This window comes from Telluria sp. LT1R51-2 (assembly GCF_059685775.1).
This window is the reverse complement of record NZ_JCASIM010000001.1, coordinates 1,119,793-1,143,241: the sequence shown is the minus strand read 5'-3', so window position 1 is coordinate 1,143,241 and position 23,449 is coordinate 1,119,793. Positions and strand designations below refer to the sequence as shown.

The following is a 23,449-nucleotide window of genomic DNA, read 5'->3' as shown; positions in this document are numbered from 1 at the left end:
CCGTGCCACCCACGCATAATTCTCTTATGCAAGCGCCGAGCACGTGGTAATCTCACAACACCATTCCCAGCCCCCTGTTGCATGACGCTCATCAAGTTCATCGAAATCATGGCGATCCTGGTCGGCGCATTCTCCGGCTTCATCGAAGCGCGGCGCAAGCGCATGGACCTGGTCGGGGTATTCACCGTGGCGTTCATCACGGCATTTGGCGGCGGCACGCTGCGCGACATCCTGCTCGACAAGCGTCCGCTGTTCTGGGTGACCCACCAGGAATACGCGATCGCGATCTTTGTGCTGGCACTGGTTGCTTCTCCCCTCATCCGCACGCTGCGCCAGATCGTCTCGGAACGCCTGATCGTGATTGCCGATGCGGTCGGCCTGGGCCTGTTCTCGATCGCGGGCGTGTCCGCTGCACTGGCGGCGGACATGCCGATCTTCATTGCCTCGATGATGGGCGTGATTACCGGGATTTTCGGGGGGGTGCTGCGCGATATCGTCTGTAACGAAGTGCCGATGGTGTTCCGGGACGGCAAACCGTATGCGATCTGCGCGTTCATCGGCAACTGGCTGTTCCTGCTCATGGGCAAGTACGGCGTGCCGGACGATTTCGCGCTGTGGTCGAGCTGCCTGTTCATCAGCGGCCTGCGGCTGCTGACGTGGAAGTTCGATATGCGGATGGGGCGGTAACGACGCACCGCCCCGGTGGGGTCAGGCAGGCTTGCTTAGACGGCGTCCGGGCCGGTCTCGCCGGTACGGATCCGGATGACCTGCTCGATGTTCTGTACAAAAATCTTGCCGTCGCCGATCTTGCCAGTGCGCGCCGCCTTGATGATGGCGTCGACGACGCTGTCGGCCATCGGATCGTCGACCACCACTTCGATTTTGACTTTCGGCAGGAAGTCCACGACGTACTCGGCGCCGCGGTACAGCTCGGTATGCCCCTTCTGACGGCCGAAACCCTTCACTTCAGTGACGGTCAGGCCGGTGACGTTCACTTCAGCCAGCGCTTCACGCACTTCGTCGAGCTTGAACGGTTTGATCACACAGGTAATCTGTTTCATGGTGGTAGTCCTTTCGATGAGTCGGGGATATTTGCCAGGTCGTCGAGCCAGACGGTGGCTTCGGAGTCGGATGGTGCGCGCCAGTCGCCGCGTGGCGAGAGCGAGCCGCCATTGCCGACCTTCGGCCCGTTCGGTACGCACGAGCGCTTGAACTGGCTGGTCTTGAAGAAGCGGAACAAAAAGATCGACAGGTTGCGCTTGATGGCGTCCAGGTCGTATTGGTTGCGCGTGCCGGACTCGTCCGGCCAGCGGCCTGCCGCATTGTCGTGCCACGCGGAGTACGCCATGAACGCGACCTTGCTGGGCTTGAAGCCGTAGCGCAGTGTATAGAACAGATTGAAATCCTGTAGTTCGTAGGGGCCGATGCGCTCCTGCGTGCTTTGTGCGGGCTTGGTATCTGCAGCACCGCCTGGAACAAGCTCGGGGCTGATCTCGGTATCGAGAATATCGATCAGCACTTGCGACTGGCCTTCGGCAATCACGGCGCCCGTCTCGGCCACCCAGCGCACCAGGTACGAAATCAGCGTCTTGGGCACGCTGGCGTTGACGTTGTAGTGCGACATATGGTCGCCCACGCCATAGGTGCACCAGCCCAGCGCCAGCTCGGACAGATCGCCCGTGCCGATCACGATCCCGTTATGGAAGTTCGCCAGCCGGAACAGGTGGTTGGTGCGCTCGCCGGCCTGCACGTTTTCAAACGTGATGTCGTAATCCGGCGTGCCCTCGCTGTACGGGTGCCCCAGATCCTTGAGCATCTGGATGCAGCTCGGGCGGATGTCGATCTCTTGCGCGCTGCAGCCCACGGCCGCCATCAGGTCGCGCGCCTGTTTGAGCGTGCGCTCGCTGGTGGCAAAGCCCGGCATCGTGTAGGCCAGGATGTTCGTGCGCGGCAGCTTCAGGCGGTCCATCACCTTCGCGCACACCAGCAGCGCGTGGGTGGAATCGAGGCCGCCGGACACGCCGATGACCACCTTCTGGATGCCGCTCGAGGCCAGGCGCTGGATCAGGGCCTGGACCTGGATGTTGTAGACCTCGGTGCAACGCTCGTCGCGCCGGGCGCGGTCGGCCGGCACGTACGGGAAGCGCTCGATGCCGCGCGCCAGCGGCAAGGTGTGCTCCACGGGCAGCGCGAGGTCGAAGCGCACCACGCGAAACGCCGCGACTTCAGTCGCATGGCGCCGCGCCGATTGCGCGAACGTGGTCGCTTTCATGCGGTCATGCGACAGGCGCTCGAGGTCGACGTCGGCGAAGATGATGTGCGATTCGTCGGAAAAGCGTTCGGATTCGGCCAGCAGCTCGCCCTTTTCGTAGATCAGCGACTGGCCATCCCACGCCATGTCGGTGGTCGATTCGCCCCGCCCGGCCGACGTGTACAGATAGGCCGCCATGCAACGCGCCGATTGCTGGGCGACCAGCTGATGGCGGTAGCCGCTCTTGCCGACGACGACATTCGATGCCGACAGGTTGACCAGCACCGTGGCCCCGGCCAGCGCCGCGAACGATGACGGCGGTACCGGCACCCAGACGTCTTCGCAGATCTCGAGGTGAAAGCGCAGCAGCGGCAGGTTGGCGACCTCGAACAGCAGGTTTACGCCGAACGGCACGGTCGCGCCAAACAGGTCGATCTGATCGACCGGCGCGCAATCGGCGGGCGTGAACTGCCGGGATTCGTAAAACTCGCCATAATTAGGCAAATAACTTTTCGGCACCACGCCCAGCACGCGTCCGCCCGCGATGGCGACGGCGCAGTTGAACAGCATGTGGTTGACACGCAGCGGCATGCCGATGACGATGGCCAGCGGCAGGCTGCGCGAGGCATCCAGGATGGTCTGCAAGCCGTCGAGGCAAGCGTCAAGGAGCGTACTCTGGTGGAACAGGTCGTCGCAGGTGTAGGCGGACAGACCCAGTTCGGGAAACGCGACCAGTGCCGCGCCTTCGCTTGCTGCCTGCTGCGCCAGTTTGATCGTCTGTTCGACGTTGTAGGCCGGGTCGGCCACGCGGATACGCGGGATCGCGACGGCAACGCGTGCAAAATGGTGCGAATAGAGATTGAAGAATCGGCTGTTCATGAATGGGTCTCTCGCAGTGCCGACGCGGCGAATCGCTGCCCGTCGCCACTTACTTCGTAGGATTGGAAGCAATGTTGAAAGCAATGACAGATTATCGCACGCATATCGTCTCGAGCCTGTCCGAAGTCGGGCAGGCGCCATGGGACGCGCTGGTCCAGGCCCAGGCGGCGCCAACGCCGTTTCTCTCGTATGCGTTCCTGCACGCGCTGCACGCGTCGGGCAGCGCGGCGCCCGAAAGCGGCTGGCAGCCGCAGTTTTTGCTGCTATACGACGCGGCCGACGTGCTGGCGGCCGCCCTGCCCCTGTACGTCAAGGGTCACTCGTATGGCGAGTACGTGTTCGACTGGGCCTGGGCCGATGCCTACGCGCGCAATGGCCTCGACTATTACCCGAAGCTGCTGTCGGCGATTCCGTTCACGCCCGTGGCCGGCTCACGCCTGCTGGCGGTCGACGCCGCTGCGCGCGCTGCGCTGATCGACGTGCTGACGGCCACGCAGTCGGCCACCGAAGTCTCGTCCACCCACATCCTGTTCCCGCCCGAAGACGAAGCACAGGCTCTCAAGGATGCCGGCTTCCTGCTGCGCAGCGGCGTGCAGTTTCACTGGCTGAACCGGGGTTATGCAAGTTTCGATGACTTTCTGGCCACGCTCGAACCAAAAAAGCGCAAGAACATCCGCGCCGAGCGGCGCAAGGTGGTCGAGGCTGGGGTGACGATGCGGCGCGTACGCGGTGCGGACGCCACGCGCGAAGACTGGGTGCTGTTCAACCGCTGCTACCGCAACACCTATAAAGACCACCACTCCACGCCGTACCTGAACCTGGACTTTTTCCTGCGCATCGGTGCGACGATGCCGGACAATATCCTGCTCGTGATCGCCGAACTGGATGGCCGCGCGGTTGCCGCGTCGCTCGTCATCCACGACGCCGACACGCTGTACGGGCGCTACTGGGGCGCGCTGGAACACGTGCCGTGCCTGCACTTCGAGGCCGCGTATTACCAGCCGCTGGAGTTCTGTATCGAACAGGGCATCGCCACGTTCGAAGGCGGCGCGCAGGGCGAGCACAAGATGGCGCGCGGCTTCCTGCCGACCAAGACCTGGTCAGCGCACTGGCTGGCGCATCCGTCGTTTGCCAATGCGGTGGAAAATTTCCTGCAGCGCGAGGCTGGCGGGATCGACGACTATCTCGACGAATTGAACGAGCGTAGTCCATTCCGCAATCAGCCATAAAACACCACTGCCAGACGTAAAAAAAGGCCGGCCCGCAGTACGGGCCCAGCCTTTTCATCAGTCCGCCAGGGGTGGCGGTAAGTACTGCTTAGTTCCAGCCGCCGGCGTTCAGACGATAATCGACCTTCGATGGCTTGATGGCTTCAGCGCGCTTGCGCAGGGCATATTTGGCGCGGCTGCCAGCAGCGGCGACCAGTGCGTGGACAATCTTTTTCACGTGGAGCTCCTTCAATTGCATTGCCCAGATGGGCAACGCCTATAGTTTCAGTTGGTGTATCACTGTTATATAGGCGACTCAGCGTGTTTTCCAATTCTGAGTTGCAATATCAGACATCAGCTTCGTGAATGTCAGTCGAGCTGCCTGTCTATCCAGGCGCGTATCCCGTCGAGCGAGCGAAATTCCGTGACCGAGCGGCAGGCGATGTTTGGGTTGCGCGACTGCAACATACGGGACAGCGCAGCGCCCGGCCCCAGCTCGAGCGCCACGGTGACGCCGGCTTCGCTCATTGCATCCATGCAATCGCGCCATCGGATCGGCTCGGCGATCTGGCGCGGCAGCTCCGCCAACGCCTTGGCTGCGTCGGACACCGGTTCGGCCGAGATGCCGGACAGCACCGGGAATGCGGGTGCGCACCAGTGTGCGGCAGCCAGCACAGCCGCGAACGGTGCGACCGCGCCCGCCAGCAGCGGCGTATGCGATGCGACCGCGACCGGCAGCACCGTGGCGTGGCCACCGGCAGCGATCGCGGCGCTGGCCAATGCGTCACGCTGCGCGGCCGGGCCGCCTGCCACCAGCGCATCGTCACCGGTCACGATGGCAGGATAAAAGCCAGCGTCTTCCAGCAACGCATCAACCGTCCCGGCCGGCATGCCGGACAGCGCGACCATGCCCTGCGCCGCGCCATCGACCAGGCAGGCATCCATCAGGCGCGCCCGCTCGATGGCCAGCTTGATCACGTCCTCCGGTGCCAGCGCTCCGGCGACGCCATAGGCCGACAACTCGCCGATGCTGTAACCGGCCACCAGCGCCGGCGTCGCGATCGTGGCTTGCAACGCGCGCCACATCGCCAGCGTGGCAGCGACGATGGCCGGTTGCGCGATCCGGTTCGTGAAGCTTTCTTCGCCAAGGCTGGCGTGCAGCGTCGCGCCCAGCGCCGGATCGGCGCTCCATTCCTCAAGCAGCCGGCTCGCGGCAAGATCGCCGCGCGCCATGTCGAACATCGCCGGATGCTGCGCGCCCTGCCCCGGGCACAGGATGGCCAGGCGCCCCGCCATCAGCGCGTCGTCACCGCGTGCACGAGGCACACGGCGCCCAGCAGATCGGCCGCGCCGCCCGGCGACAGGCGCGCCGCGACGAAGCTGCGGTGGCTGGCCAGCGCCCGTTCTTCCCAGCCCGGCGCCGCCGTAGCACCGCGCGCAACAAACGCGCGTGCCTGGCGGCGCACGGTCAACGCGCCTTCGACACCGCCACGGTGGTAGACATTGGTGTCGCTGATATGGGCCATCAGCGCGAACAACCCGTCGATGCGGGCTTCGCGCATGCCGCGCCCCGCTGCCAATGCCCGGCGTAGCGCCGGCAGGCCGACGTCGAACACCGATGGGAAGCCAAGCGCGCCTTCTTCGCGTGCACCGCTCGCTGCGTAGCGCAGCACCGCGCGGGCGCCGTGCGAAACAGGCTCGCCATTGACAACGCTGTGCGCGCCCAGCGCCTGGCCCCAGCATGCGCGCAGCAGTTCGCCGATGCGCGCCGGGGTCAAGGTTTCACCACGCGCCCGGCAGCGGCCGATGGCGGCGCACAGCATGCCCAGGCAAAAGATCGCGCCGCGGTGCGTGTTGATGCCGCCGGTGGCGCGCAGCATCCGTGCTTCGGCGTCGATTCCCAGCTGCTTCAAAACGTGGAACGGCGCATCCAGCATGCCGGCGTGGGTGATGTCGCCAAAATAACGGCGCAGCGCAAACAGGCTGCGTACGAAAGTGGCGGCCGTCATGTCGGTATGGCTGCCGTTGTCGACTTTTGATACGAGGCCCGGCTTCGGGTACAGCACCAGTTCTGCATACAGACTGCGCACGGCCACGCGCGCGATACGCTGGCAAAAGGCGCGCTCGCCGGCGTCGCCGCGCTTAGTGCGGCCAGACGCGCGCACTGTCTGCACGCTGTTCAGGTCATCCATGTTCTTCCTCCAGCGTGGCCATCAAGGCTTCGGGCAGGACCAGCGCGATGCGGTCCAGCCCTTTCGTCAATACGCGCGTGCCCGGCGCACCGGCAAACGCCGCGCGCAATTCTTTCCACGCGACCGCGCGGCCATCGGGGAACACCACTTCGCCATCGAGCGGCAGGATCCCCGCATGCCACGACAGCAGATCGAGGCCGATCATCAGCTGGCGCCGCGTCTGCGGTTGCAGCAGCACGTCGATATCGGACAGCGGTGTCAGATAATACTGGCCCGTCAGCGCGGCCAGCGCCACCGAACCATACACGGAGAGGCTCACGCCGGCATCGGCCGCCTGGCGCTCGAGCGCTTCCAGGCCTTCGCGCCACTGCGCCGGCACGGCGTCGAGTGCGCCGACCAGCGGCAAGGCCCGCGTGCGCCGGCCGATATCGGACATCTCGACGGCGCAGCCGAATTTGAGTTTGCCGCCGTCTTCAGGGCGCGGCGGCAACGGGAACCCGATCGCCACCTCGCCCGGCAGCATGCCGGCTTCGGTGCGCCGCACGACCGCCGGCCAGCCGCCGTCACGCCAGCGATCCAGCGCAGACAGGGCGGCCTGCGGCGCGCCGTCGCGCACGCGCTGCCAGCCGCGGCTCGTCAGCCAGACCAAGTCATGCCGGGCGAACATCGCTGCCCACCCTGACCGCCTGCGCCACCGGGTGCGCCATGAGGCGGCCGCCGCGCGCCAGGCCCAGCGCCATGCGCCCATCCCCGGCCTTGGCATCGGCCAGCGCGCGGATCAATTCGCCCGCCAGATCGCCATTCCAGATGCCGTGCAGGCCGCCCATGCGCAGGTAGTTTTCCGGGCCCGGCGCGAACACGGGATTGTCCTTGGCCAGTTCGGTCAGGCGTTCCTCGGGCACCTTCGTGATGCGCGCCATCGCCGGCAAGCCCATCACGCGGATGGTCGCCTCGGGCAGCGCGTAACAGGCGCTGGCAATCAGGCCACTGGTGATGAAGCCACCCGACAGCGCCTGGTCGTATACGAGGCCAATCACCGTGTGGCCTTCGCGCCGCGCCAGGTCGACGCACTTGCCCAGATGGGCCATATAGCTGTTGATGCCCAACATCTCGTCGCGGTGGCGCAGGCGCTGCCCTTGCGTGTCGACCAGGATCAGGATCGGCCGGCCCGGATGCTCGCGCACCGTCCGCAGGATCGCCTGCGCCTGGGCCAGCGCGATCTCGATGCCGATCGGCGTGTGGTCGGTGGTACCGATGACGGCCACCGGCTTGCCGTCGACCTGCGCGCTGCCGCTTAAAAAGTTGTCGGCTTCGGTGATGGTATGCCCACCGGGGAAAAGTTGTGCTGCTACCGTCTGCCAATCCATCATCGTTCTCCCAGTGTCGGCGTGGCGCGGTACTGCGCAGCCAGTTCGAGGAAGGCATCGGGTTCCAGCATCGGCACCCGCGCCGGGTCAGCAATGCCCAGGCTCTTCCAGATATCCATCGGTTCGGTGAGGCCCTGCGTGTCACGCAGGCGCCGTTCGAGCATCGCCTGCTCGGCCAACAGGCCATCGAGCGTCAGTTCCACCTCCCCCGGCGGGATCGCGGCAATGGCCTCCAGCGCCGCAGCGCGCAGCGCCTCGGTGTCGTCCTCCACCAGCACCTGGCAGTCGCCCAGCAGATAGCGGTGCTTGCCGCCCGTCGTGCGCCACACCAGCGCGCGGTCGCGTGAATCGAATTCTTCGACGCCGTTGGCGGTCTCGATGACTTCGGGGCCCGACATCGCCAGGCGCCCTTCTTCGGACATGATGACGGTATTGGCGCAGCGCGCCGCGATGCCCATGCCGCCAAAGCACCCGTTGGCGCCACCGACGATGGCGATCACGGGGATGCCTGCGGCGCGCACGTCGAGCATCGCGCGCATGACTTCCGACACGGCGATCAGGCCTGCATTGGCTTCATGCAGCCGCACGCCGCCCGATTCGAGCAACAGCACGACGGCGTGCGCCCGCTCGTCGATCGCGCGCTGCAGCATGCCCACCAGCTTGGCGCCGTGGACTTCGCCCACCGCGCCGCCCATGAAGCCGCCCTCCTGCGCCGCGCCGAACACGACCTGGCCACCGACCTTGCCGCGCCCGACGACGACGCCATCATCGAACGACACCGCCGCATCGAGCTGCGCCAGGTGCGGACTGACGATGCGCATGGACGGCGGCAAGAATTCTTCGAAACTGCCGGCGTCGAACATGGCCGGGATGCGCTGGCGCGCCGTGAGTTCCTGGTAGCTGCTCATGGCGCGCCTCCAGGCAGAGCGGCGATCGACTCGACCGCCTGGTCCAGGCGCAGGCTCACGACGGCCGGCGTGGCGCCCATGTCGTTGACGCTCACGCGTGCATCGGCCAGGCTCCAGCGCGCGTGAAAATCGGCCATGACGGCCTGCCAGGTGGCGCCGAAACCGACGGCCGCAGTGCGCACTTCGATCTCGCACGCGCCCTTCAGGTGCGCCGGTTCGATCAGGATTTCGAGGTTGCCCGAGCCAACCACGCCCACCAGTTGCGGCATGCCGCTCAACGGGCGCTGGCCGCCTTCGAAACGATAGTTCAGCGTTTCCATGATATGTGTTCCTTACCAGTTCCTGAAGCGCTTCGGCGGGTCGTACAGCCCGCCGGATGCGCGCACCAGGCCCTTCATGTTCTTGGCGGCCAGCAGGTCGCGGGTCGCCATGCGTTTGTCGATGCCGAGATCTTCCGGGCGGCGGATGATGCCCCGGTCGCGCAGGTTCTCGACCATGCGCTTGTCGCGCGCCATGCCCACCGGCGTGTAGCCGGCCACGCCGCGGATCGCCTGTTCGCGCTCTTCGTCCGTGCGGCACAGCAGCAGGTTGGCGATGCCTTCCTCGGTCAGGATGTGGCTGACGTCGTCACCATAGATCATCACCGGCGGAATCGCCATCCCGGCCTGCTCGGCCAGTTGCCACGCGTCGAGTTTGTCGACGAAGGCCGGCGCCATGTGTTCGCGGAAGGTCTCGACCATCTGCACCACCAGCTTCTGCCCGCGCGGGATCACGTTGCGGCCAGCGCGCGCCTCTTCGCCGGCTTTCAGCCATGCCTTGCTCGGATGGCGCCGGCCACGCGCATCGGCGCCCATGTTCGGCGCGCCGCCAAAGCCCGCGATGCGCCCCAGCGTGGCGGTCGACGAATTGCCCTGCAAGTCGATCTGCAGCGTCGAGCCGATGAACAGATCGCACGCGTAATGCCCGGCCGCCTGCGAAAAGGCGCGGTTGCTGCGCATCGAACCGTCCGGCCCCACGAAGAATACGTCGGGCCGCGCGCGGATATAGTTTTCCATCCCCAGCTCGGAGCCGAACGAGTGCACGGACTCGACGAAGCCCGCTTCGATGGCCGGGATCAGGGCCGGATGCGGGTTCAGCGCCCAGTGACGGGCGATCTTGCCTTTCAAGCCCAGGCTCGCGGCGTAGGTTGGCAGCAGCAGTTCAATGGCGGCCGTGTCGAAACCGATGCCATGGTTCAGGCGCTCGATCTCGTACTCGGCATAGATGCCCTTGATGGCCATCATCGCCATCAACACCTGGATCTCGGAAATCAGGGCCGGGTCACGCGTGAACAACGGCTCGATGTAGTACGGCGTGGGCGACTGCACGACATAGCCGACCCAGTCGCCGGGAATGTCGATGCGGGGCAGCTTGTCGACGATCTGGTTCACCTGCGCGATCACGATCCCGCTCTTGAAGGCCGTCGCTTCGGCAATGGCCGGCGTGTCTTCGGTGTTCGGGCCGGTGTACAGATTGCCTTCGCGGTCAGCCATCTCGGCGGCCACCAGCGCGACGCGCGGCGTCAGGTCGATGAAGTAGCGCGCGAACAGCTCGAGGTAAGTATGAATTGCCCCGATATTGAGCTTGCCCGACTGCGCCAGCTTGGCCAGGCGCCCGGCCTGCGGACCCGAAAACGAAAAGTCGAGTTTCGACGCGATCCCTTTTTCGAACACATCCAGGTGTTCGGGCAGCGAGAGTACCGACAGCAGCATGTGCAGGTCATGCACGCGCGCCGTATCGACGCGCGTCAGGGCTTTACCGAGAAAGTCGGCCTGCTTCTGGTTGTTGCCTTCGAGGCAGACGCGGTCGCCCGGTTCGAGCACCGCGTGCAGCAGCTCGACGATGTGCGAGGCCTGGACGACCTTGCCGTCGAGCGCCCCGCCAAGGGCGGCGCCGGCGCGGGCCAGGCGCTCGCTGCGGTTACGTTGCTGGCCGGTCCAGCGGCCTTCAGCATGATTCATGATAGTTCCTAAAATTTGCGTGGCCTTACAACACCACGAACAGCAGCCACACGACGATCGGTGCCACCAGCGTCACGATACCGCCATAGATCATCAGCTGGCGCAGGAACACGTCGCGGTCGATGCCCTGGGCACTGGCCAGCACGAGTGCGCCGTTGGTCGAGAACGGGCTGACGTCGACGATCGTCGAGGCGACAGCCATGGCGGCGATGAAGCCGATGGCGTCGACACCGGTGCCGGACGCCAGGAATGGCACGGCCAGCGGAATCAGCGAACCCAGTACGGCAGTCGACGAGGCAAAGGCCGAAACGATGGCGCCGACGAACAGCAGCAGCAAGGCCACCGTCAGCGGCGAGGTCAGGCTGGCGACGCTTTCGCCAACCCAGGTGATGGTGCCCATCTTCTGCATCACACCGACATACGTGCTCACGCCGACGATCAGCATGATCTCGGGCCACGACACCTGGCCGATGGCGCGCTTTTGCACCTGCGGCGACAGGATCGAAATCAACAAACCGATGGTGAGGGCAACGAAGCCGATATCGAGTTTGTACAGCAGCGTGAGCACGGCCAGCGCGACCAGGCCGACGACCGTGAACATCTGGTGGAAGGTCGGACCGGCATGCAGGTCGATGTCGCCGGTGCCCAGGCCCGAACCAGGGCCACCGTTGCCGACTGCGCCGACGGCAGCAGTCGAACGCTGCGCGGTGAGGCGCTCTTCGCTGCCGGTTTCATTTTCAGCGTCGCCGTAGATCTGCGGGCCTTGCGCTGCGACCGCCACGGGTGGCGTGAACGGCGTCATCGGACGGATGCCGGCGCCGGCCTTCGGCATTTCCTGGCGCATCAGTTTGGCGCCGCCGAACACGAAGAACAGGATGATCGACACGGCCAGGTTCACGCCCAGGCTGGTGAACGCGGTAGTGAGCGGCGAAATCGGCAGGCCCGCTTCCATGACGACCTTGTTGGTGATGCCGCCATAGATGCTGATCGGCGAGAAGCCGCCGCCCTGCGCGCCGTGGATGACCAAGAGGCCCATCATCAGGGGATTGATCTTGTACTTGGCGGCAAAGCCCAGCGCGATCGGGGCGATGATCGCCACCGCGGCCGGGCTGACAGCGCCGACGGAGGTCAGGAGCGCGGTGACTGCGAACATGACCCACGGGATGGCGGCGATGCGCCCGCCGACGGCGCGCACGGCCAGTCTGACGAGCCAGTCGATGGTGCCGTTGTTCTGGGCCTGGGCAAACAGGAACGTGATGCCGACCAGGGTCAGAAACAGCTCGGCCGGGTAGCCGGACATGATGGCCTTGGTCTCCATGCTGAAGACGATGGTGCCGACCAGGAAGGCGCCGACAAACGCGATGACGCCCATATTGATGGGCATGGCGGTGGCGACGATGAACATGAGCGCCAGAACGCAGATTGCAATGACATGAGAGGACACAGGGTGGCTCCTACGTGGTGCGGCGGCCGGTTCCACCCGGCGCGTCGCTGGTGATACGTCTCCAATGCATGGCCTGTCGCCATCGCCTCCTCGGACCGTGGTCTCGGGAGCTTTGCGGGGCCGGCCATGCTCTTTTGTTATGCAGGTTGTGCGGCCAAGGTAAACCCGATTGCCGCCAAGATCAATTACGCCCGGTTGGCGACGTTTACTGTCAGCGGAAGTGTTACATTCCTGTCTTGGCAGAATTGAGAACAAAGAACCGGAGAACAAGTTGACAACGAGTGCGACACCCACATCCAAGAAAGCCCTGAGCGTGTTCGACACGGTCGCCCGCTGCGTGCTGGTCACCGGCGCCACGGGCTTCGTGGGCCAGCACCTGGTGCGCGCGCTGCTGCAGGACGGCCACCAGGTAATCGCGCTGACCCGCGACGTAGGGCGCGCTGCCACGCTGTTCGGTGGCCGGGTACGCGCCATCGCCGCGATGGATGATCTGCCGCTCGACCACCAGGTCGACATCGTTGTCAACCTGGCAGGCGCCCGGATCCTCGGCCAGCGCTGGACCGACGCACGCAAGGCCACGCTGCGCCAAAGCCGCGTCGCACTGACGGAAAAAGTGGTCGACTGGATCGGCCGCGCCAGCCACAAGCCGCGGCTGTTGCTGTCGGCGTCGGCGATCGGCTACTACGGCATCCAGCGCATTGGCGATGACGCAAAACTCGACGAAGCAGCGCCCCCCCAGCCGATGTTCATGTCGGACCTGTGCCGCGAGTGGGAAGCCGCTGCCGCCGGCGCCGTGCGCCACGGCGTGCCGGTCGAGTGCATGCGCTTCGGCCTGGTGCTGGGCGAGCAAGGCGCGCTGCCGATGATGCTGCTGCCGATCCGGCTGGGCATCGGCGGCCGGCTGGGCACTGGCCGGCAGTGGCTGTCGTGGATTCACATCGACGATCTGGTCGCGGGCATCGCCCATCGCTGGAAGCAGGCGCTGAGCGATCCTTCTGCGCCGACGTTTGGCGCGACCAACTTCACCGCGCCGATCGCGGTGTCGCAACTGGAATTCAGCCAGGCGGCCGCGCGCGTTTGGGGACGACCATGCGTGATCCCGACACCCGGTTGGCCGATGCGCCTGGCGCTGGGCGAGCAGGCCGATCTGCTGCTCGAAGGCCAGCGCGTGGTGCCGCTGCGGTTCGCCCGCGAAGGGTTCGAGTTCACCTATCCGGCGCTGGAAGCGGCGCTGCGCAGCCTGAGGTAACGGCGGCGCCAGGGGCCCCGGACCTGTCGGTCAGGTCCGGATTCCGGTATCATTCGGCATGCTCAGTTTTCCTTTTCAACCGTTTATTATTGGCGTCGCGGGCGGTAGCGGCAGTGGCAAGTCCACGGTGTCCAGGCAAGTGCTGTCCACATTCGGTACCGAGATGGTCTCGGTCGTGATGCAGGACGATTATTACTGCGACCAGACGCACCTCAGCCCCGAAGTGCGCATCCAGCAGAATTACGACCATCCGCAGGCGTTCGAGTGGTCGCTGCTGGTGCAGCACGTCCAGGCGCTGCGCCGGGGCGAGTCGATCGACATGCCCGAGTACGACTTTACGCTGCACAACCGCTCCGACCGCACCATCCGGGTCAAGCCCGCGCCAGTCATCGTCATCGAAGGCCTGTTTGCCCTGTATGACCCGGCCTTGTGCGACATGATGTCGCTGAAGATCTTCGTCGATACAGCGTCCGACATCCGCTTCATCCGCCGCATGCAGCGCGATATCACGGAACGGGGCCGCTCGGTGGAAAGCGTCATCAGCCAGTACCTCGACACCGTGCGCCCGATGCACAAGCAGTTCATCGAGCCGACCAAGCGCAATGCCGATGTCATCATCCCGCACGGGGCGAACAATCCGGCGGTGGACATGATCACCACCAAGGTCGCCAGCGTGATCAACCAGCTCAAGCGCTCGTAAAAATGACTGGGCGCTGATCCATACCGGCACCAGCGTCAACGTAGTTAATTCGCTGGCGTGCGGTGTTTCAGCATCCGGCACACCGCCGCCAGCGCCAGCAGGTTCGGATCCCGCTCACGCACCCGCAGAAAACTCAGGCCTATCGTCTGGCGCATCAGATAGTCGTCCTTCAACGGGATCAGCTGAACCTTGTCGCCAAATGCATGGCGCACGCGGCCCGGCAGCAGCGTGTAGCCAATCCCCGCCCCCACCAGATTCATCAGCGAGAAGATATCGCCCACGCGCGTGACGATGGTCGGCGCATACCCGGCGATGCGAAACGCTTCCTGGAACCCGTTGAAGGTCACGAAACCGTCCTTCAGACAGACGAATTTCTCGTCTGCACAGGCGCGCAGATCGACTTCGGCCATCCCTGCATACGGCGAGCCGGCCGGCGCCGCAAAGAATATCTCGTCCTCGAACAGCGCGATCGATTCGATGTCCGGATCGGGTTCGGGCACCGCCATCAGCGCCGCATCGATCGCGTTCTGCTTGAGCTTGTGCAGCAGGTCCGCGTTCGAACCCAGCACCAGTTCGGTTTCCAGTTCCTGCTTGCGCAGCTTGATGCCTATGATGACGTCGGGGATCGTGCCGGTCGTCAGCGAATACAGCGAGCCGATCTTCAAGTGATCGGCTGAATAACCGGCCGCCGAGCGCGTCGCCGCAATCCCGTCCGCCATCAGCCGCACCACGTCGCGGCTCACGTCCGCCAGCACCTGCGCGGCGTCGTTGGGAATCAGGTTGCGGCCCTGCAGGCTGAACAGCTGACAACTCATCCCGTCCTCCAGCGAGTGCAGCGCGCGGTGCACGCTGACGGCGCTGATGTCGAGCATGCGGGCGGCGGCGTTCAGGTTGCCCCCTTCCATGTATGCAAGCAGGATCTCGAGTTTGCGGAAAGTGATGTCGTCGCTGATCTGGCTGCGCATGGGGGCCCTCGTGAAATGGATACATGACGAGGATACATCAACCGCCCATACGAGGCCTCAATCGCCAGGCACCGGCACGCTTGGTGATGCAACGCGCATGAGTTCGACCATCTGTTGCAACGCCGCCATTCGAACTGCGTATTCATGGGAGCGCTTGTTGATGCGCAAGGTGACGCAAGGTGCGCTCGGGCACATTCCCCCTTTGAGCGACACATCCACCGTGGCGACGAACAATAAGGAGACATCCATGCGTCCGATCAGAACGATGAAGCTGCTGCATCCGTCCACGTGCGCTTTGCTGGCCGCGTGCAGTGGCGCCATCGGCGCCGTCCAGGCTCAGGAAGCGACGGGCGTTCCGGCAGCGGCCAACGCCGACGAGAACATGTCCCGGGTGGTCGTCACCGCGCGCCGGCGCGAAGAATCGCTGCAGGACGTGCCGGTGTCGGTCACCGCGTTCTCGGCCGACCAGCTCTCCAAGCAGGCGCTGCCCGATGTGACTGCCCTGGCGCTGTCGCTGCCCAACACGACGCTCAAGGCGTCGCGCGCCACCAACAGCACGCTCACGGCGTTCATCCGCGGCGTCGGCCAGGCCGACCCGCTGGCCGGCTTCGAGTCGGGCGTGGGTATCTACATCGACGACATCTACCTGGCGCGGCCGCAGGCCGCCGTGGCCGATATCTACGACGTCGAGCGCATCGAGGTGATGCGCGGGCCGCAGGGCACGCTGTACGGCCGCAACACGATCGGCGGCGCGCTCAAGTATGTCACCCGCAAGCTTGGCCCCCAGCGCGACGTGCGCGTGCGCGCCACGCTCGGCGACTACGGCCAGCGGGACGGCGTGCTCACGGCCAGCACGCCGCTGACCGACACCGCGCGCATTGGCGGCACGTTCGCGCGCTTCACGCGCGACGGCTTTGGCGACAACCTGACCACCCGCAAGGGCAACTACGACAAGGACGTCACCGCCGGCAGGGTCTCAATTGAACTCGTGCCGAACCAGGACCTGTTCGTCCGCCTTGCCGGCGACGTCACGCAGGACGATTCCAACCCCAAGAATGGCCATCGTCTGATCGTCGGGCGCACGAGTCGCGCGCCCATCCTGGACGACGTGTTCGACACGCGCGGCAACCTCACCAAAGTGCTGGGCCGCGACCAGGAAGTGCGCTCGTACGGCGGCTCGGTGATGATCGACTACACCGTCGACAGCGCGTGGCGCCTGAAATCGATCACTGCCGCGCGCCGCGACAAATCGTGGGCGCCGATCGACTTCGATGCCCTGCCCGTCGTCGACATGGAAGTGCCGGCGCTGTACACCAACCGCCAGTTCAGCCAGGAGCTGCAGGTAACTTATACCGGCGCGCGCCTGCAGGGCGTGGCGGGCGTGTACTACATGGACGCCAACGCCTACAACAAGTTCGACACGCTGCTGGCCGGCGCCGTGCCCACGTCGACCTTCACGCTGGGCGACATCGACACGAAAGCCTGGGCCGCCTACGTCGACGGCAGCTACACGATCGCCGATGGCGTGAACCTGTCGCTGGGCGGGCGCTACACGGTCGACAAACGCGAAGGCGACGTGCTGCGCCAGATTTACTTTGGCCTGGCCGGCTCGCCCGCCATGGGCAACCCGAACGCCATCCTGTTTCGCACCGACACCGACTTGCGCGGCGGCCTGCTCGAGCGCAAAGACAAGAAATTCACGCCGCGGGTGGCACTGAGCTGGAAGATGAACGATGCCCACAACCTGTACGCGTCGTATGCCGAAGGCTTCAAGGGCGGCGGGTTCGATCCGCGCCTGAACGTGGTGGGCACGCGGCTGCCGATCGCCACCGCGCGCGCCGGCTATGCGCCGGAAACGATCGAGACGACCGAGCTGGGGCTCAAGTCCGCCTTCAACGGTGGACGCATCACCACCAACCTCGCCGTGTTCCACAGCGACTACCAGGACGTGCAGATCCCGGGTTCAGTGGCCATCGACACCAATGGCGACGGGCGCGACGACAGCTTTGCCGGCGTGACGACCAACGCCGGCAAGGCCCGGATCAAGGGCGTTGAACTCGAAGCCGTCGCCAACCTCACGCCCAACTTCATGGTGGCCGGGATGTACAGCTACATCGACGCGAAGTACAAGGAGTACATCGTGGCCAACGTCAACGTGGCCGGCCAGCGCACGTTCCAGAACACGCCGAAGAATTCGTCCAATCTGCGCGCCAGCTACGATATCCCGCTCCCGGTCATGGGCCACAACGGGCGCGTATCGCTGATCGGCAGCTATGCGTTCAAGGGCGCCACGAGCCAGTTCGAGACCGCATCGATCCTCGACCAGGACTCCTACAGGATCTGGGACGCCAGCATCGTCTGGACCCGCGCCGACGGCAAGGTACGCGCCGGCCTGCACGGCAAGAACCTGGGCGACGAACACTATAAAACGGCCGGCTACCTGTTCCCGACCCTGGGCAACGAAGGCACCTTGACAGCCTTCTACGGGAACCCGCGCACGGTGTCGGCGACGCTCGAACTGCGCTTCTGAACGCAGCAGCCACGCCTGACAAGACATCACGAGGAGACCGCATGCACCAATCGATTCGCACCATCTCCCTTCTCCTGCTGGCTGCGTTCACCCTGTGCGCCGCGCCGCACGCGGGCGCACAGGGCAAGGAGTTCAAGGTCGCCCTCGTTACCGGCAAGACGGGCGCGCTCGAGACGTATGCGCGCGAGACCGAGAACGGCTTCATGCTCGGCCTCGAGTATCTGACCAGGAGTACGATGGCCATCAACGGCCGCGCCATCAAGGTGTTTGTGAAGGACGACCAGGGCAAGCCCGATCTGGGCCGCACGCTGCTGGCCGAGGCGTATGGCGACGACCGCGTCGACATCGCGGTCGGCACCACGTCGTCCGCGTCGGCGCTGGCCATGCTGCCGGTGGCAAAAGAGTATAAAAAAATCCTGATCATCGAGCCGGCCGTGGCCGATGCGATCACGGGCGACAAGTGGAACAAGTACATTTTTCGCACGGCGCGCAGTTCGATGCAGGATGCGCTGGCCGCCGCCAGCACGCTGAAAAGCGGCAGCGTGGGCTTCCTGACCCAGGATTACGCGTTCGGGCGCGATGCGATCAAGGCCGGCAAGGAAGCCTTGATCGCCACCGGCAGCAAGGCCAGCGTCGTCCACGAAGAATACGCGCCGCTGGCGACGACTGACTTCACCGCATCGGCGCAGCGCCTGTTCGATGCCCTGAAAGACAAGCCGCCGCCGCGCGTGCTGGCAATCGTGTGGGCCGGCCCTAGTCCGATGAACAAGATCGCCGCCATGAAACCGGAGCGCTACGGCATCGCGCTGGCCCCGGGCGGCAATATCCTGCCCGTGATGCAGACGTGGAAGGCCCATGCCGGCACCGAAGGCACCATCTATTACTACTACGATTTTCCGAAAAATCCGATGAACGACTGGCTGGTGGCAGAGCACACGAAGCGCTACAAGACCCCGCCCGACATGTTCACCGCCGGGGGCATGGCCGCCGCCGGCGCGGTTGTCGCGGCGCTGGGCAAGGCGCCGGATGGCGATGGCGACCGCATGGCCGCCGCGATGGAAGGCATGCGCTTCGAGACACCGAAGGGTGCCATGGTGTTTCGCAACCAGGACCATCAGGCGCTCCAGCCGATGTACCACTTCCGCATAAAGAAGCACCAGCAGAACGAATGGGACCTGCTGGAACTGGTGCGCGAGATTCCAGCCGGCGCGATGCCGCTGCCGGTGCGCAACAAGCGCTGACATGGCCGACGAACGCGACCTTGATCGGACTGCGCCATCCCTGTCCACGCGCGGCCTGACGATCCGCTTTGGCGGCCACGTTGCGGTCAACGCCGTCACGGCCGACTTTTATCCCGGCACGCTAACCGTGATCGTCGGGCCCAATGGCGCCGGCAAGACCACGTGGTTCAACCTGATCTCGGGCCAGTTGCGCGCGAGCGCCGGCAGCGTGCATCTGCATGGCCACGACATCACGCGTCTGGGCGCGGCGCGCCGCACGCGCCTTGGCATCGGGCGCGCCTTCCAGCTCACCAACCTGTTCCCGCTGCTGTCCGTGATCGAGAACGTGCGGCTGGCGGTGCAGAGCCGCGCCGGCATCGGCCTGGATTTCTTCTCGGTCTGCGCCGACCACAAGGGACTCATCGAACGCGCTGATTATTACCTCGATCGCGTGGCGCTGGCCGCGCGGCGCGACATGCTGGTCGGCGCGCTGTCGCATGGCGACCAGCGCAAGCTGGAGGTGGCGATCCTGCTCGCGCTGCAGCCGTCCGTGATGATGTTCGACGAGCCCACCGCCGGCATGAGTGTGGACGACGTGCCGGTCGTGCTCGACCTGATCCGCGACGTGAACGGCGACGCCGCCCGCACCGTGCTGCTGGTCGAGCACAAGATGGACGTCGTGCGCCAGCTTGCTGACCGCATCGTCGTGCTGCACAACGGCGCGCTGGTGGCCGATGGCAAGCCGGGCGAGGTCATGGCATCCACCATCGTACAAGAGGCTTATCTTGGAACGTCCGACACCGAACATGCTCGCGCCTGATCCGGCGCCGGCCAAGCCGCTGCTGCGCCTGACCGGCGTGCACACGCATATTGGCCAGTACCACATCCTGCAGGGCGTCGACCTGCAGGTGGCGCGCGGCGAACTGGCCGTCCTGCTGGGCCGCAACGGCGCCGGCAAGACGACGACATTACGCACGATCATGGGCCTGTGGCGCGCCAGCAGCGGCAGCATCCACTTCGATGGCCACGACATCACGCGCCTGGCCACGCCCGCCATCGCGCGCGCCGGCATCGCCTACGTGCCCGAGAACATGGCGGTCTTTTCCGACCTGACGGTACGCGAAAACCTGGTGCTGGCCGCGCGCGACGGTCCGCCCGACGCCGCGCGCGTAGACTGGATCTGCGGTTTCTTCCCGGCGCTGCGCACGTTCTGGCACCGCCCGGCAGGGAACCTGTCCGGTGGCCAGAAGCAGATGGTGGCCATTGCGCGCGCCATCGTCGAACCGCGCACACTGCTGCTGGTCGATGAGCCGACCAAGGGCCTGGCGCCCGCCATCGTGCACAGCCTGATGGCGGCGTTTCGCGAACTGAAAGCGCAAGGCGCGACCATCCTGCTGGTCGAGCAGAACGTGCAGGTCGTGCGCGCGCTGGGCGACACGGCCAGCGTGATGGACGACGGCCGCGTGGTGCATGCCGGCCCGATGGCCGTGCTGGCAGGCGACGCCGCGCTGCAACAACGGCTGCTCGGCCTGTCCCTCGACACCCACCCCTAGGAATGCCCATGTCTCTCGCTCCCACCGCACCGCCGGCCGAGATCCAGCTACCGTCCGCCCGCCGCGACATCGCGCCGCTGCTGCTGATACCGGCGCTGATGCTGGCCATGCTGCCGCTGGTGGGCAACCTCGCCACCTGGCTCACCCTCACCATCGCGGGCCTCGCGATGGGCATGATGATCTTCATCATGGCCAGCGGCCTGACACTCGTGTTCGGGCTGATGAACGTGATCAATTTCGGCCACGGCGCGTTCATCGCGGTGGGCGCGTTTTCGGCCACACTCGTGCTGCTGCCGCTGCGCGCCTGGCTCGAGATGGATTCCCTGCCCGTCAATCTGGCCGTGCTGGCGCTGGCCGTCGTGGTGGCGATGCTCGTTACGACACTGCTCGGCTGGGCCTTCGAGCGGCTACTCATCCAGCCCGTGTACGGCCAGCACCTCAAGCAGATCCTGGTCACGATGGGCGGCATGATCGTGGCCGAACAGCTGATCCACGTTGTCTGGGGCGCCGAAACGATCGCCGTGCCGCTGCCCACGGCACTGCGCGGCGCGTTCCTGCTGGGCGACGCGGCCATCGACAAGTACCGCCTGGTGGCGGTGGCGGTCGGACTGGTGGTGTTTGTCGCGATGTCCCTGATCCTGAACCGTACAAAGGTCGGCCTGCTGGTGCGCGCCGGCGTCGAACATGGCGAGATGGTCGAAGCCCTCGGCTACCGCATCCGGCGCCTGTTCGTGATGGTCTTTGCGGCCGGTGCGGGCCTGGCCGGCCTGGGTGGCGTGATGTGGGGCCTGTACAAGGAAACGCTGACGGCCGCGATGGGCGGTGAGATCATGGTAATGCTGTTCATCGTCATCATCATCGGCGGCCTGGGCTCGGTCGGCGGCTGCTTCATCGGCGCGCTGCTCACCGCGCTGGTAGCCAATTACGCGGGCTTCCTGGCACCCGGTGTCGCACTGGTCTCGAGCATCGTTCTGATGATCTCGGTGCTGCTGTGGCGGCCCGCCGGGCTGTACGCGACGGGACGGGGCTGACCATGCTGCGCCAACTGTTATCGGGCGACCTGCCGCGCAGCCGCATCCTGACGGCGCTGCTGGTCGTGATCCTGCTCGGGCTCGCGCTGGCGCCGTTTCTGACCTCCGGTGCGCGGCCGCTCAACACGGCCGCCACGATCTGCGTCTACATCGTGCTGGTGGCGTCCTATGACCTGCTGCTCGGTTATACCGGCATCGTCTCATTCGCCCACACGATGTTCTACGGGATCGGGGCGTATGGCATCGGGCTGGCGCTGGCGCGCGTCGACGAGCCGACCTGGGGCGTCGCCATGACCGGACTCGGCCTGGCGCTGCTGCTCTCGTTCGTGCTGGCGCTGGTGGTGGGCCTGTTCGCGCTGCGCGTGCAAGCGATCTTCTACGCGATGATCACGCTGGCCGTGGCCTCGTCGTTTGCCGTGCTGGCCTCGCAACTGTCCGACTTCACCGGTGGTGAGGATGGCGTCACGTTCAGCGTGCCGCACGCGCTTTCTCCTGCCTATCGGCTGGTCGAGCACGAGGTGTTCGGCCGTCATCTCGATGGCCGGGTGCTGACCTATTACGTCGTGTTCTTCGGCTGCCTGCTGCTGTTTCTGTTCCTGCTGCGGCTGGTCAATTCGCCGTTCGGGCGGGTACTGCAGGCGATCCGCGAAAACGCGTTTCGCGCCGAAGCGCTTGGCTACCGCACGATGGTGTACCGGATCTGGGCCAATGTCCTGGCGGCGCTGACGGCAAGCCTGGCCGGCGCCCTGATGGCGCTGTGGCTGCGCTACGTCGGCCCAAAGACGTCGCTCGGCTTCGAGGTCATGACCGACATCCTGCTGATCGTCGTGATCGGCGGCATGGGCACGATGTATGGCGCGGTGGTGGGCGCGACGCTGTTCATCCTGGCCCAGAACTACCTGAAGGACTGGATGGCGCACGGCGCTGCCGCGCTGGACGGCGTGCCGGTGCTGGCCGCCGCCCTGCACCCGGATCGCTGGATGCTGTGGCTGGGGCTGCTGTTTATCCTGTCGATTTACTGGTTCCCGGTGGGGATCGTTGGCAAGCTGCGGCTGCGCGCGTGGCTGGCGGCGCGCTCTCTGCGCTAAGAACATTCAATTCGCAATCACGTAGCGTGGACGGGAAACCCGACCACCCTACGACCTTGGCGACGTTTTTTGGTTCCCCCTCGCCCTTTGCGTCACGCCGGACACGTGACCCGACAGCCCCAACGCACCGCAATACCGCGGCGCCCGCCGTTTCTATGATGAAGCCTCGACCCACGATGCGACGGCTTACCATGCAACGACTCAACTACATGCTCGCCGCAGCAGCGGCTCCGGCCGCCTGCACGCCACACACCACTCAGGCAGCCGGGATCGAGGCGCTCAGCGAAGATTTCAGCAACCTGGCCGATGCCAGCGACTGGGTCCGCATCAACCGCAGCGATCCGCCTGGAGTCTCGTGGCACCAGGGCAATCCCGACGTCTTCCCGGCCCAGGCTGGCCAACCCGGCACGTATGCCGCCGCGAGCCGCCTCAGCGCCGCCGACGGCATTGGCCTCGTCGACAACTGGCTGATCACGCCTACGCTGACGCTCAGCGGCTTGACGACATTGTCGTTCTTCACCAGCCGCGAACGGGTCGACGGCTTCGACGACCTGCTCGAAATCCGCTTCAGCAGTGGCAGCGGGACCACTGCGGCGTCCTTCGACACGCTGCTGGCCCGCATCGGCGGCGGCGACGATTTCCCCGCACAATGGCAGCCATCGCACGTCGACCTGACGGTGGACGGCGCAGGCCGCTTCGCGTTTCGCTACCTGGGCGACGCCGCAAGACTGAGCCATGTCGGACTCGACACGGTGCGCGTGGTCACGCGCCTGCCGGAACCGACCAGCCGGCTGCTGCTGGCCGACGGCCTGGGCGTGCTTGGCCTGCTGCGCCGCCACGAGCGCCACGAGCGCCGCTGAGGTA

Annotated in this window: 24 protein-coding genes; 11 read left to right on the top strand and 13 right to left on the bottom strand. The window is 65.5% G+C overall.

Features of this window, described 5'->3' with window-relative positions; all coding sequences use genetic code 11:
* Window positions 1-81: 81 nt before the first annotated feature.
* On the top strand, window positions 82-687 hold the full coding sequence (locus AC56LH_RS05075; protein WP_183550873.1) for a trimeric intracellular cation channel family protein: 606 nt from the start codon (window positions 82-84) through the stop codon (window positions 685-687).
* 35 nt (window positions 688-722) lie between these two features.
* Here AC56LH_RS05075 and AC56LH_RS05070 read toward each other — a convergent pair whose 3' ends face one another.
* Window positions 723-1,061: a P-II family nitrogen regulator gene (locus AC56LH_RS05070; protein ID WP_183550870.1), complete on the bottom strand. Its 339-nt coding sequence runs from the start codon at window positions 1,059-1,061 to the stop codon at window positions 723-725.
* Window positions 1,058-3,130: an NAD(+) synthase gene (locus tag AC56LH_RS05065; protein WP_499644563.1), complete on the bottom strand. Its 2,073-nt coding sequence runs from the start codon at window positions 3,128-3,130 to the stop codon at window positions 1,058-1,060. Before AC56LH_RS05065 ends, AC56LH_RS05070 begins: the two co-directional genes overlap by 4 nt.
* An 83-nt stretch (window positions 3,131-3,213) precedes the next feature.
* Here AC56LH_RS05065 and AC56LH_RS05060 point away from each other — a divergent pair, with 83 nt between their 5' ends.
* Window positions 3,214-4,359, top strand: coding sequence for a GNAT family N-acetyltransferase (locus tag AC56LH_RS05060; RefSeq protein WP_499644561.1), 1,146 nt, complete (start codon window positions 3,214-3,216; stop codon window positions 4,357-4,359).
* A gap of 88 nt (window positions 4,360-4,447) precedes the next feature.
* Here the strand turns inward: AC56LH_RS05060 and AC56LH_RS05055 are convergent, their stop codons facing one another.
* From AC56LH_RS05055 to AC56LH_RS05015, 9 genes are all read right to left on the bottom strand, one after another.
* The gene (locus AC56LH_RS05055) at window positions 4,448-4,576 is read right to left on the bottom strand and encodes a hypothetical protein (RefSeq protein ID WP_258837507.1); all 129 of its coding nucleotides are present in this window, start codon (window positions 4,574-4,576) and stop codon (window positions 4,448-4,450) included.
* Window positions 4,577-4,707: 131 nt separating this feature from the next.
* The gene (locus tag AC56LH_RS05050; protein WP_499644559.1) at window positions 4,708-5,664 is read right to left on the bottom strand and encodes an ACP S-malonyltransferase; all 957 of its coding nucleotides are present in this window, start codon (window positions 5,662-5,664) and stop codon (window positions 4,708-4,710) included.
* Complete coding sequence (mdcB, locus tag AC56LH_RS05045) at window positions 5,634-6,530, bottom strand: triphosphoribosyl-dephospho-CoA synthase MdcB (RefSeq protein ID WP_499644557.1); 897 nt, start codon at window positions 6,528-6,530, stop codon at window positions 5,634-5,636. Before mdcB ends, AC56LH_RS05050 begins: the two co-directional genes overlap by 31 nt.
* Entirely contained in the window at window positions 6,523-7,197 is a 675-nt protein-coding gene (mdcG, locus tag AC56LH_RS05040) for a malonate decarboxylase holo-[acyl-carrier-protein] synthase (RefSeq protein WP_258837505.1), read from the bottom strand. Before mdcG ends, mdcB begins: the two co-directional genes overlap by 8 nt.
* A complete protein-coding gene (gene mdcE / locus AC56LH_RS05035) occupies window positions 7,181-7,897 on the bottom strand; it encodes a biotin-independent malonate decarboxylase subunit gamma (protein ID WP_499648399.1) in 717 nt (238 codons plus the stop codon). Before mdcE ends, mdcG begins: the two co-directional genes overlap by 17 nt.
* Entirely contained in the window at window positions 7,897-8,805 is a 909-nt protein-coding gene (locus AC56LH_RS05030) for a biotin-independent malonate decarboxylase subunit beta (RefSeq protein WP_499644555.1), read from the bottom strand. The genes mdcE and AC56LH_RS05030 overlap by 1 nt, the downstream gene beginning before the upstream one ends.
* Window positions 8,802-9,125 (bottom strand): malonate decarboxylase acyl carrier protein, encoded by a 324-nt coding sequence (gene mdcC / locus AC56LH_RS05025; protein ID WP_258837503.1) that lies wholly within the window; start codon window positions 9,123-9,125, stop codon window positions 8,802-8,804. The genes AC56LH_RS05030 and mdcC overlap by 4 nt, the downstream gene beginning before the upstream one ends.
* A gap of 12 nt (window positions 9,126-9,137) precedes the next feature.
* Window positions 9,138-10,805, bottom strand: coding sequence for a malonate decarboxylase subunit alpha (mdcA, locus tag AC56LH_RS05020; RefSeq protein ID WP_258837502.1), 1,668 nt, complete (start codon window positions 10,803-10,805; stop codon window positions 9,138-9,140).
* Window positions 10,806-10,830: 25 nt separating this feature from the next.
* Entirely contained in the window at window positions 10,831-12,249 is a 1,419-nt protein-coding gene (locus AC56LH_RS05015) for an SLC13 family permease (RefSeq protein ID WP_499644553.1), read from the bottom strand.
* A 271-nt stretch (window positions 12,250-12,520) separates the two neighbouring features.
* Here AC56LH_RS05015 and AC56LH_RS05010 point away from each other — a divergent pair, with 271 nt between their 5' ends.
* Together AC56LH_RS05010 and udk are read left to right on the top strand one after the other, a co-directional pair.
* Window positions 12,521-13,498 carry a TIGR01777 family oxidoreductase gene (locus tag AC56LH_RS05010; protein WP_499644551.1) on the top strand — a complete coding sequence of 326 codons (978 nt, stop codon included), beginning with the start codon at window positions 12,521-12,523 and terminating at the stop codon, window positions 13,496-13,498.
* A gap of 58 nt (window positions 13,499-13,556) precedes the next feature.
* Entirely contained in the window at window positions 13,557-14,198 is a 642-nt protein-coding gene (udk, locus tag AC56LH_RS05005) for a uridine kinase (protein ID WP_499644549.1), read from the top strand.
* A gap of 44 nt (window positions 14,199-14,242) precedes the next feature.
* On the opposite strand, the gene AC56LH_RS05000 is transcribed toward udk, so the two are convergent.
* Window positions 14,243-15,163 carry a LysR family transcriptional regulator gene (locus AC56LH_RS05000; RefSeq protein ID WP_499644547.1) on the bottom strand — a complete coding sequence of 307 codons (921 nt, stop codon included), beginning with the start codon at window positions 15,161-15,163 and terminating at the stop codon, window positions 14,243-14,245.
* Between the two features lie 57 nt (window positions 15,164-15,220).
* Window positions 15,221-15,412, bottom strand: a complete 192-nt coding sequence (locus AC56LH_RS04995; protein ID WP_499644545.1) for a hypothetical protein — start codon at window positions 15,410-15,412, stop codon at window positions 15,221-15,223.
* Here AC56LH_RS04995 and AC56LH_RS04990 point away from each other — a divergent pair.
* From AC56LH_RS04990 to AC56LH_RS04960, 7 genes are all read left to right on the top strand, one after another.
* Window positions 15,411-17,693 carry a TonB-dependent receptor gene (locus AC56LH_RS04990; protein WP_499644543.1) on the top strand — a complete coding sequence of 761 codons (2,283 nt, stop codon included), beginning with the start codon at window positions 15,411-15,413 and terminating at the stop codon, window positions 17,691-17,693. The two genes, AC56LH_RS04995 and AC56LH_RS04990, sit on opposite strands and share 2 nt — an antisense overlap.
* A 41-nt stretch (window positions 17,694-17,734) precedes the next feature.
* Window positions 17,735-18,934: a substrate-binding domain-containing protein gene (locus AC56LH_RS04985; protein WP_499644541.1), complete on the top strand. Its 1,200-nt coding sequence runs from the start codon at window positions 17,735-17,737 to the stop codon at window positions 18,932-18,934.
* Between the two features lies 1 nt (window position 18,935).
* Window positions 18,936-19,733, top strand: a complete 798-nt coding sequence (locus AC56LH_RS04980) for an ABC transporter ATP-binding protein (RefSeq protein ID WP_499644539.1) — start codon at window positions 18,936-18,938, stop codon at window positions 19,731-19,733.
* Complete coding sequence (locus AC56LH_RS04975) at window positions 19,720-20,466, top strand: ABC transporter ATP-binding protein (protein WP_499644538.1); 747 nt, start codon at window positions 19,720-19,722, stop codon at window positions 20,464-20,466. The genes AC56LH_RS04980 and AC56LH_RS04975 overlap by 14 nt, the downstream gene beginning before the upstream one ends.
* Window positions 20,467-20,474: 8 nt before the next feature.
* Window positions 20,475-21,497, top strand: a complete 1,023-nt coding sequence (locus tag AC56LH_RS04970; RefSeq protein WP_499644535.1) for a branched-chain amino acid ABC transporter permease — start codon at window positions 20,475-20,477, stop codon at window positions 21,495-21,497.
* 2 nt (window positions 21,498-21,499) lie between these two features.
* Window positions 21,500-22,585: a branched-chain amino acid ABC transporter permease gene (locus tag AC56LH_RS04965; protein ID WP_499644533.1), complete on the top strand. Its 1,086-nt coding sequence runs from the start codon at window positions 21,500-21,502 to the stop codon at window positions 22,583-22,585.
* A gap of 191 nt (window positions 22,586-22,776) precedes the next feature.
* Entirely contained in the window at window positions 22,777-23,445 is a 669-nt protein-coding gene (locus tag AC56LH_RS04960) for a choice-of-anchor J domain-containing protein (protein WP_499644531.1), read from the top strand.
* The last annotated feature ends 4 nt before the right edge of the window (window positions 23,446-23,449 follow it).

Bases quoted from the DNA above. Each gene is read 5' to 3' on its own strand.
- AC56LH_RS05075 (WP_183550873.1), top strand. From the start codon at position 82: ATGACGCTCATCAAGTTCATCGAAATCATGGCGATCCTGGTCGGCGCA.
- AC56LH_RS05070 (WP_183550870.1), bottom strand. From the start codon at position 1,061: ATGAAACAGATTACCTGTGTGATCAAACCGTTCAAGCTCGACGAAGTG.
- AC56LH_RS05065 (WP_499644563.1), bottom strand. From the start codon at position 3,130: ATGAACAGCCGATTCTTCAATCTCTATTCGCACCATTTTGCACGCGTT.
- AC56LH_RS05060 (WP_499644561.1), top strand. From the start codon at position 3,214: ATGACAGATTATCGCACGCATATCGTCTCGAGCCTGTCCGAAGTCGGG.
- mdcB (WP_499644557.1), bottom strand. From the start codon at position 6,530: ATGGATGACCTGAACAGCGTGCAGACAGTGCGCGCGTCTGGCCGCACT.
- mdcG (WP_258837505.1), bottom strand. From the start codon at position 7,197: ATGTTCGCCCGGCATGACTTGGTCTGGCTGACGAGCCGCGGCTGGCAG.
- mdcE (WP_499648399.1), bottom strand. From the start codon at position 7,897: ATGGATTGGCAGACGGTAGCAGCACAACTTTTCCCCGGTGGGCATACC.
- AC56LH_RS05030 (WP_499644555.1), bottom strand. From the start codon at position 8,805: ATGAGCAGCTACCAGGAACTCACGGCGCGCCAGCGCATCCCGGCCATG.
- mdcC (WP_258837503.1), bottom strand. From the start codon at position 9,125: ATGGAAACGCTGAACTATCGTTTCGAAGGCGGCCAGCGCCCGTTGAGC.
- mdcA (WP_258837502.1), bottom strand. From the start codon at position 10,805: ATGAATCATGCTGAAGGCCGCTGGACCGGCCAGCAACGTAACCGCAGC.
- udk (WP_499644549.1), top strand. From the start codon at position 13,557: ATGCTCAGTTTTCCTTTTCAACCGTTTATTATTGGCGTCGCGGGCGGT.
- AC56LH_RS05000 (WP_499644547.1), bottom strand. From the start codon at position 15,163: ATGCGCAGCCAGATCAGCGACGACATCACTTTCCGCAAACTCGAGATC.
- AC56LH_RS04990 (WP_499644543.1), top strand. From the start codon at position 15,411: ATGCGTCCGATCAGAACGATGAAGCTGCTGCATCCGTCCACGTGCGCT.
- AC56LH_RS04995 (WP_499644545.1), bottom strand. From the start codon at position 15,412: ATGGATGTCTCCTTATTGTTCGTCGCCACGGTGGATGTGTCGCTCAAA.
- AC56LH_RS04985 (WP_499644541.1), top strand. From the start codon at position 17,735: ATGCACCAATCGATTCGCACCATCTCCCTTCTCCTGCTGGCTGCGTTC.
- AC56LH_RS04980 (WP_499644539.1), top strand. From the start codon at position 18,936: ATGGCCGACGAACGCGACCTTGATCGGACTGCGCCATCCCTGTCCACG.
- AC56LH_RS04975 (WP_499644538.1), top strand. From the start codon at position 19,720: ATGCTCGCGCCTGATCCGGCGCCGGCCAAGCCGCTGCTGCGCCTGACC.
- AC56LH_RS04970 (WP_499644535.1), top strand. From the start codon at position 20,475: ATGTCTCTCGCTCCCACCGCACCGCCGGCCGAGATCCAGCTACCGTCC.
- AC56LH_RS04965 (WP_499644533.1), top strand. From the start codon at position 21,500: ATGCTGCGCCAACTGTTATCGGGCGACCTGCCGCGCAGCCGCATCCTG.
- AC56LH_RS04960 (WP_499644531.1), top strand. From the start codon at position 22,777: ATGCAACGACTCAACTACATGCTCGCCGCAGCAGCGGCTCCGGCCGCC.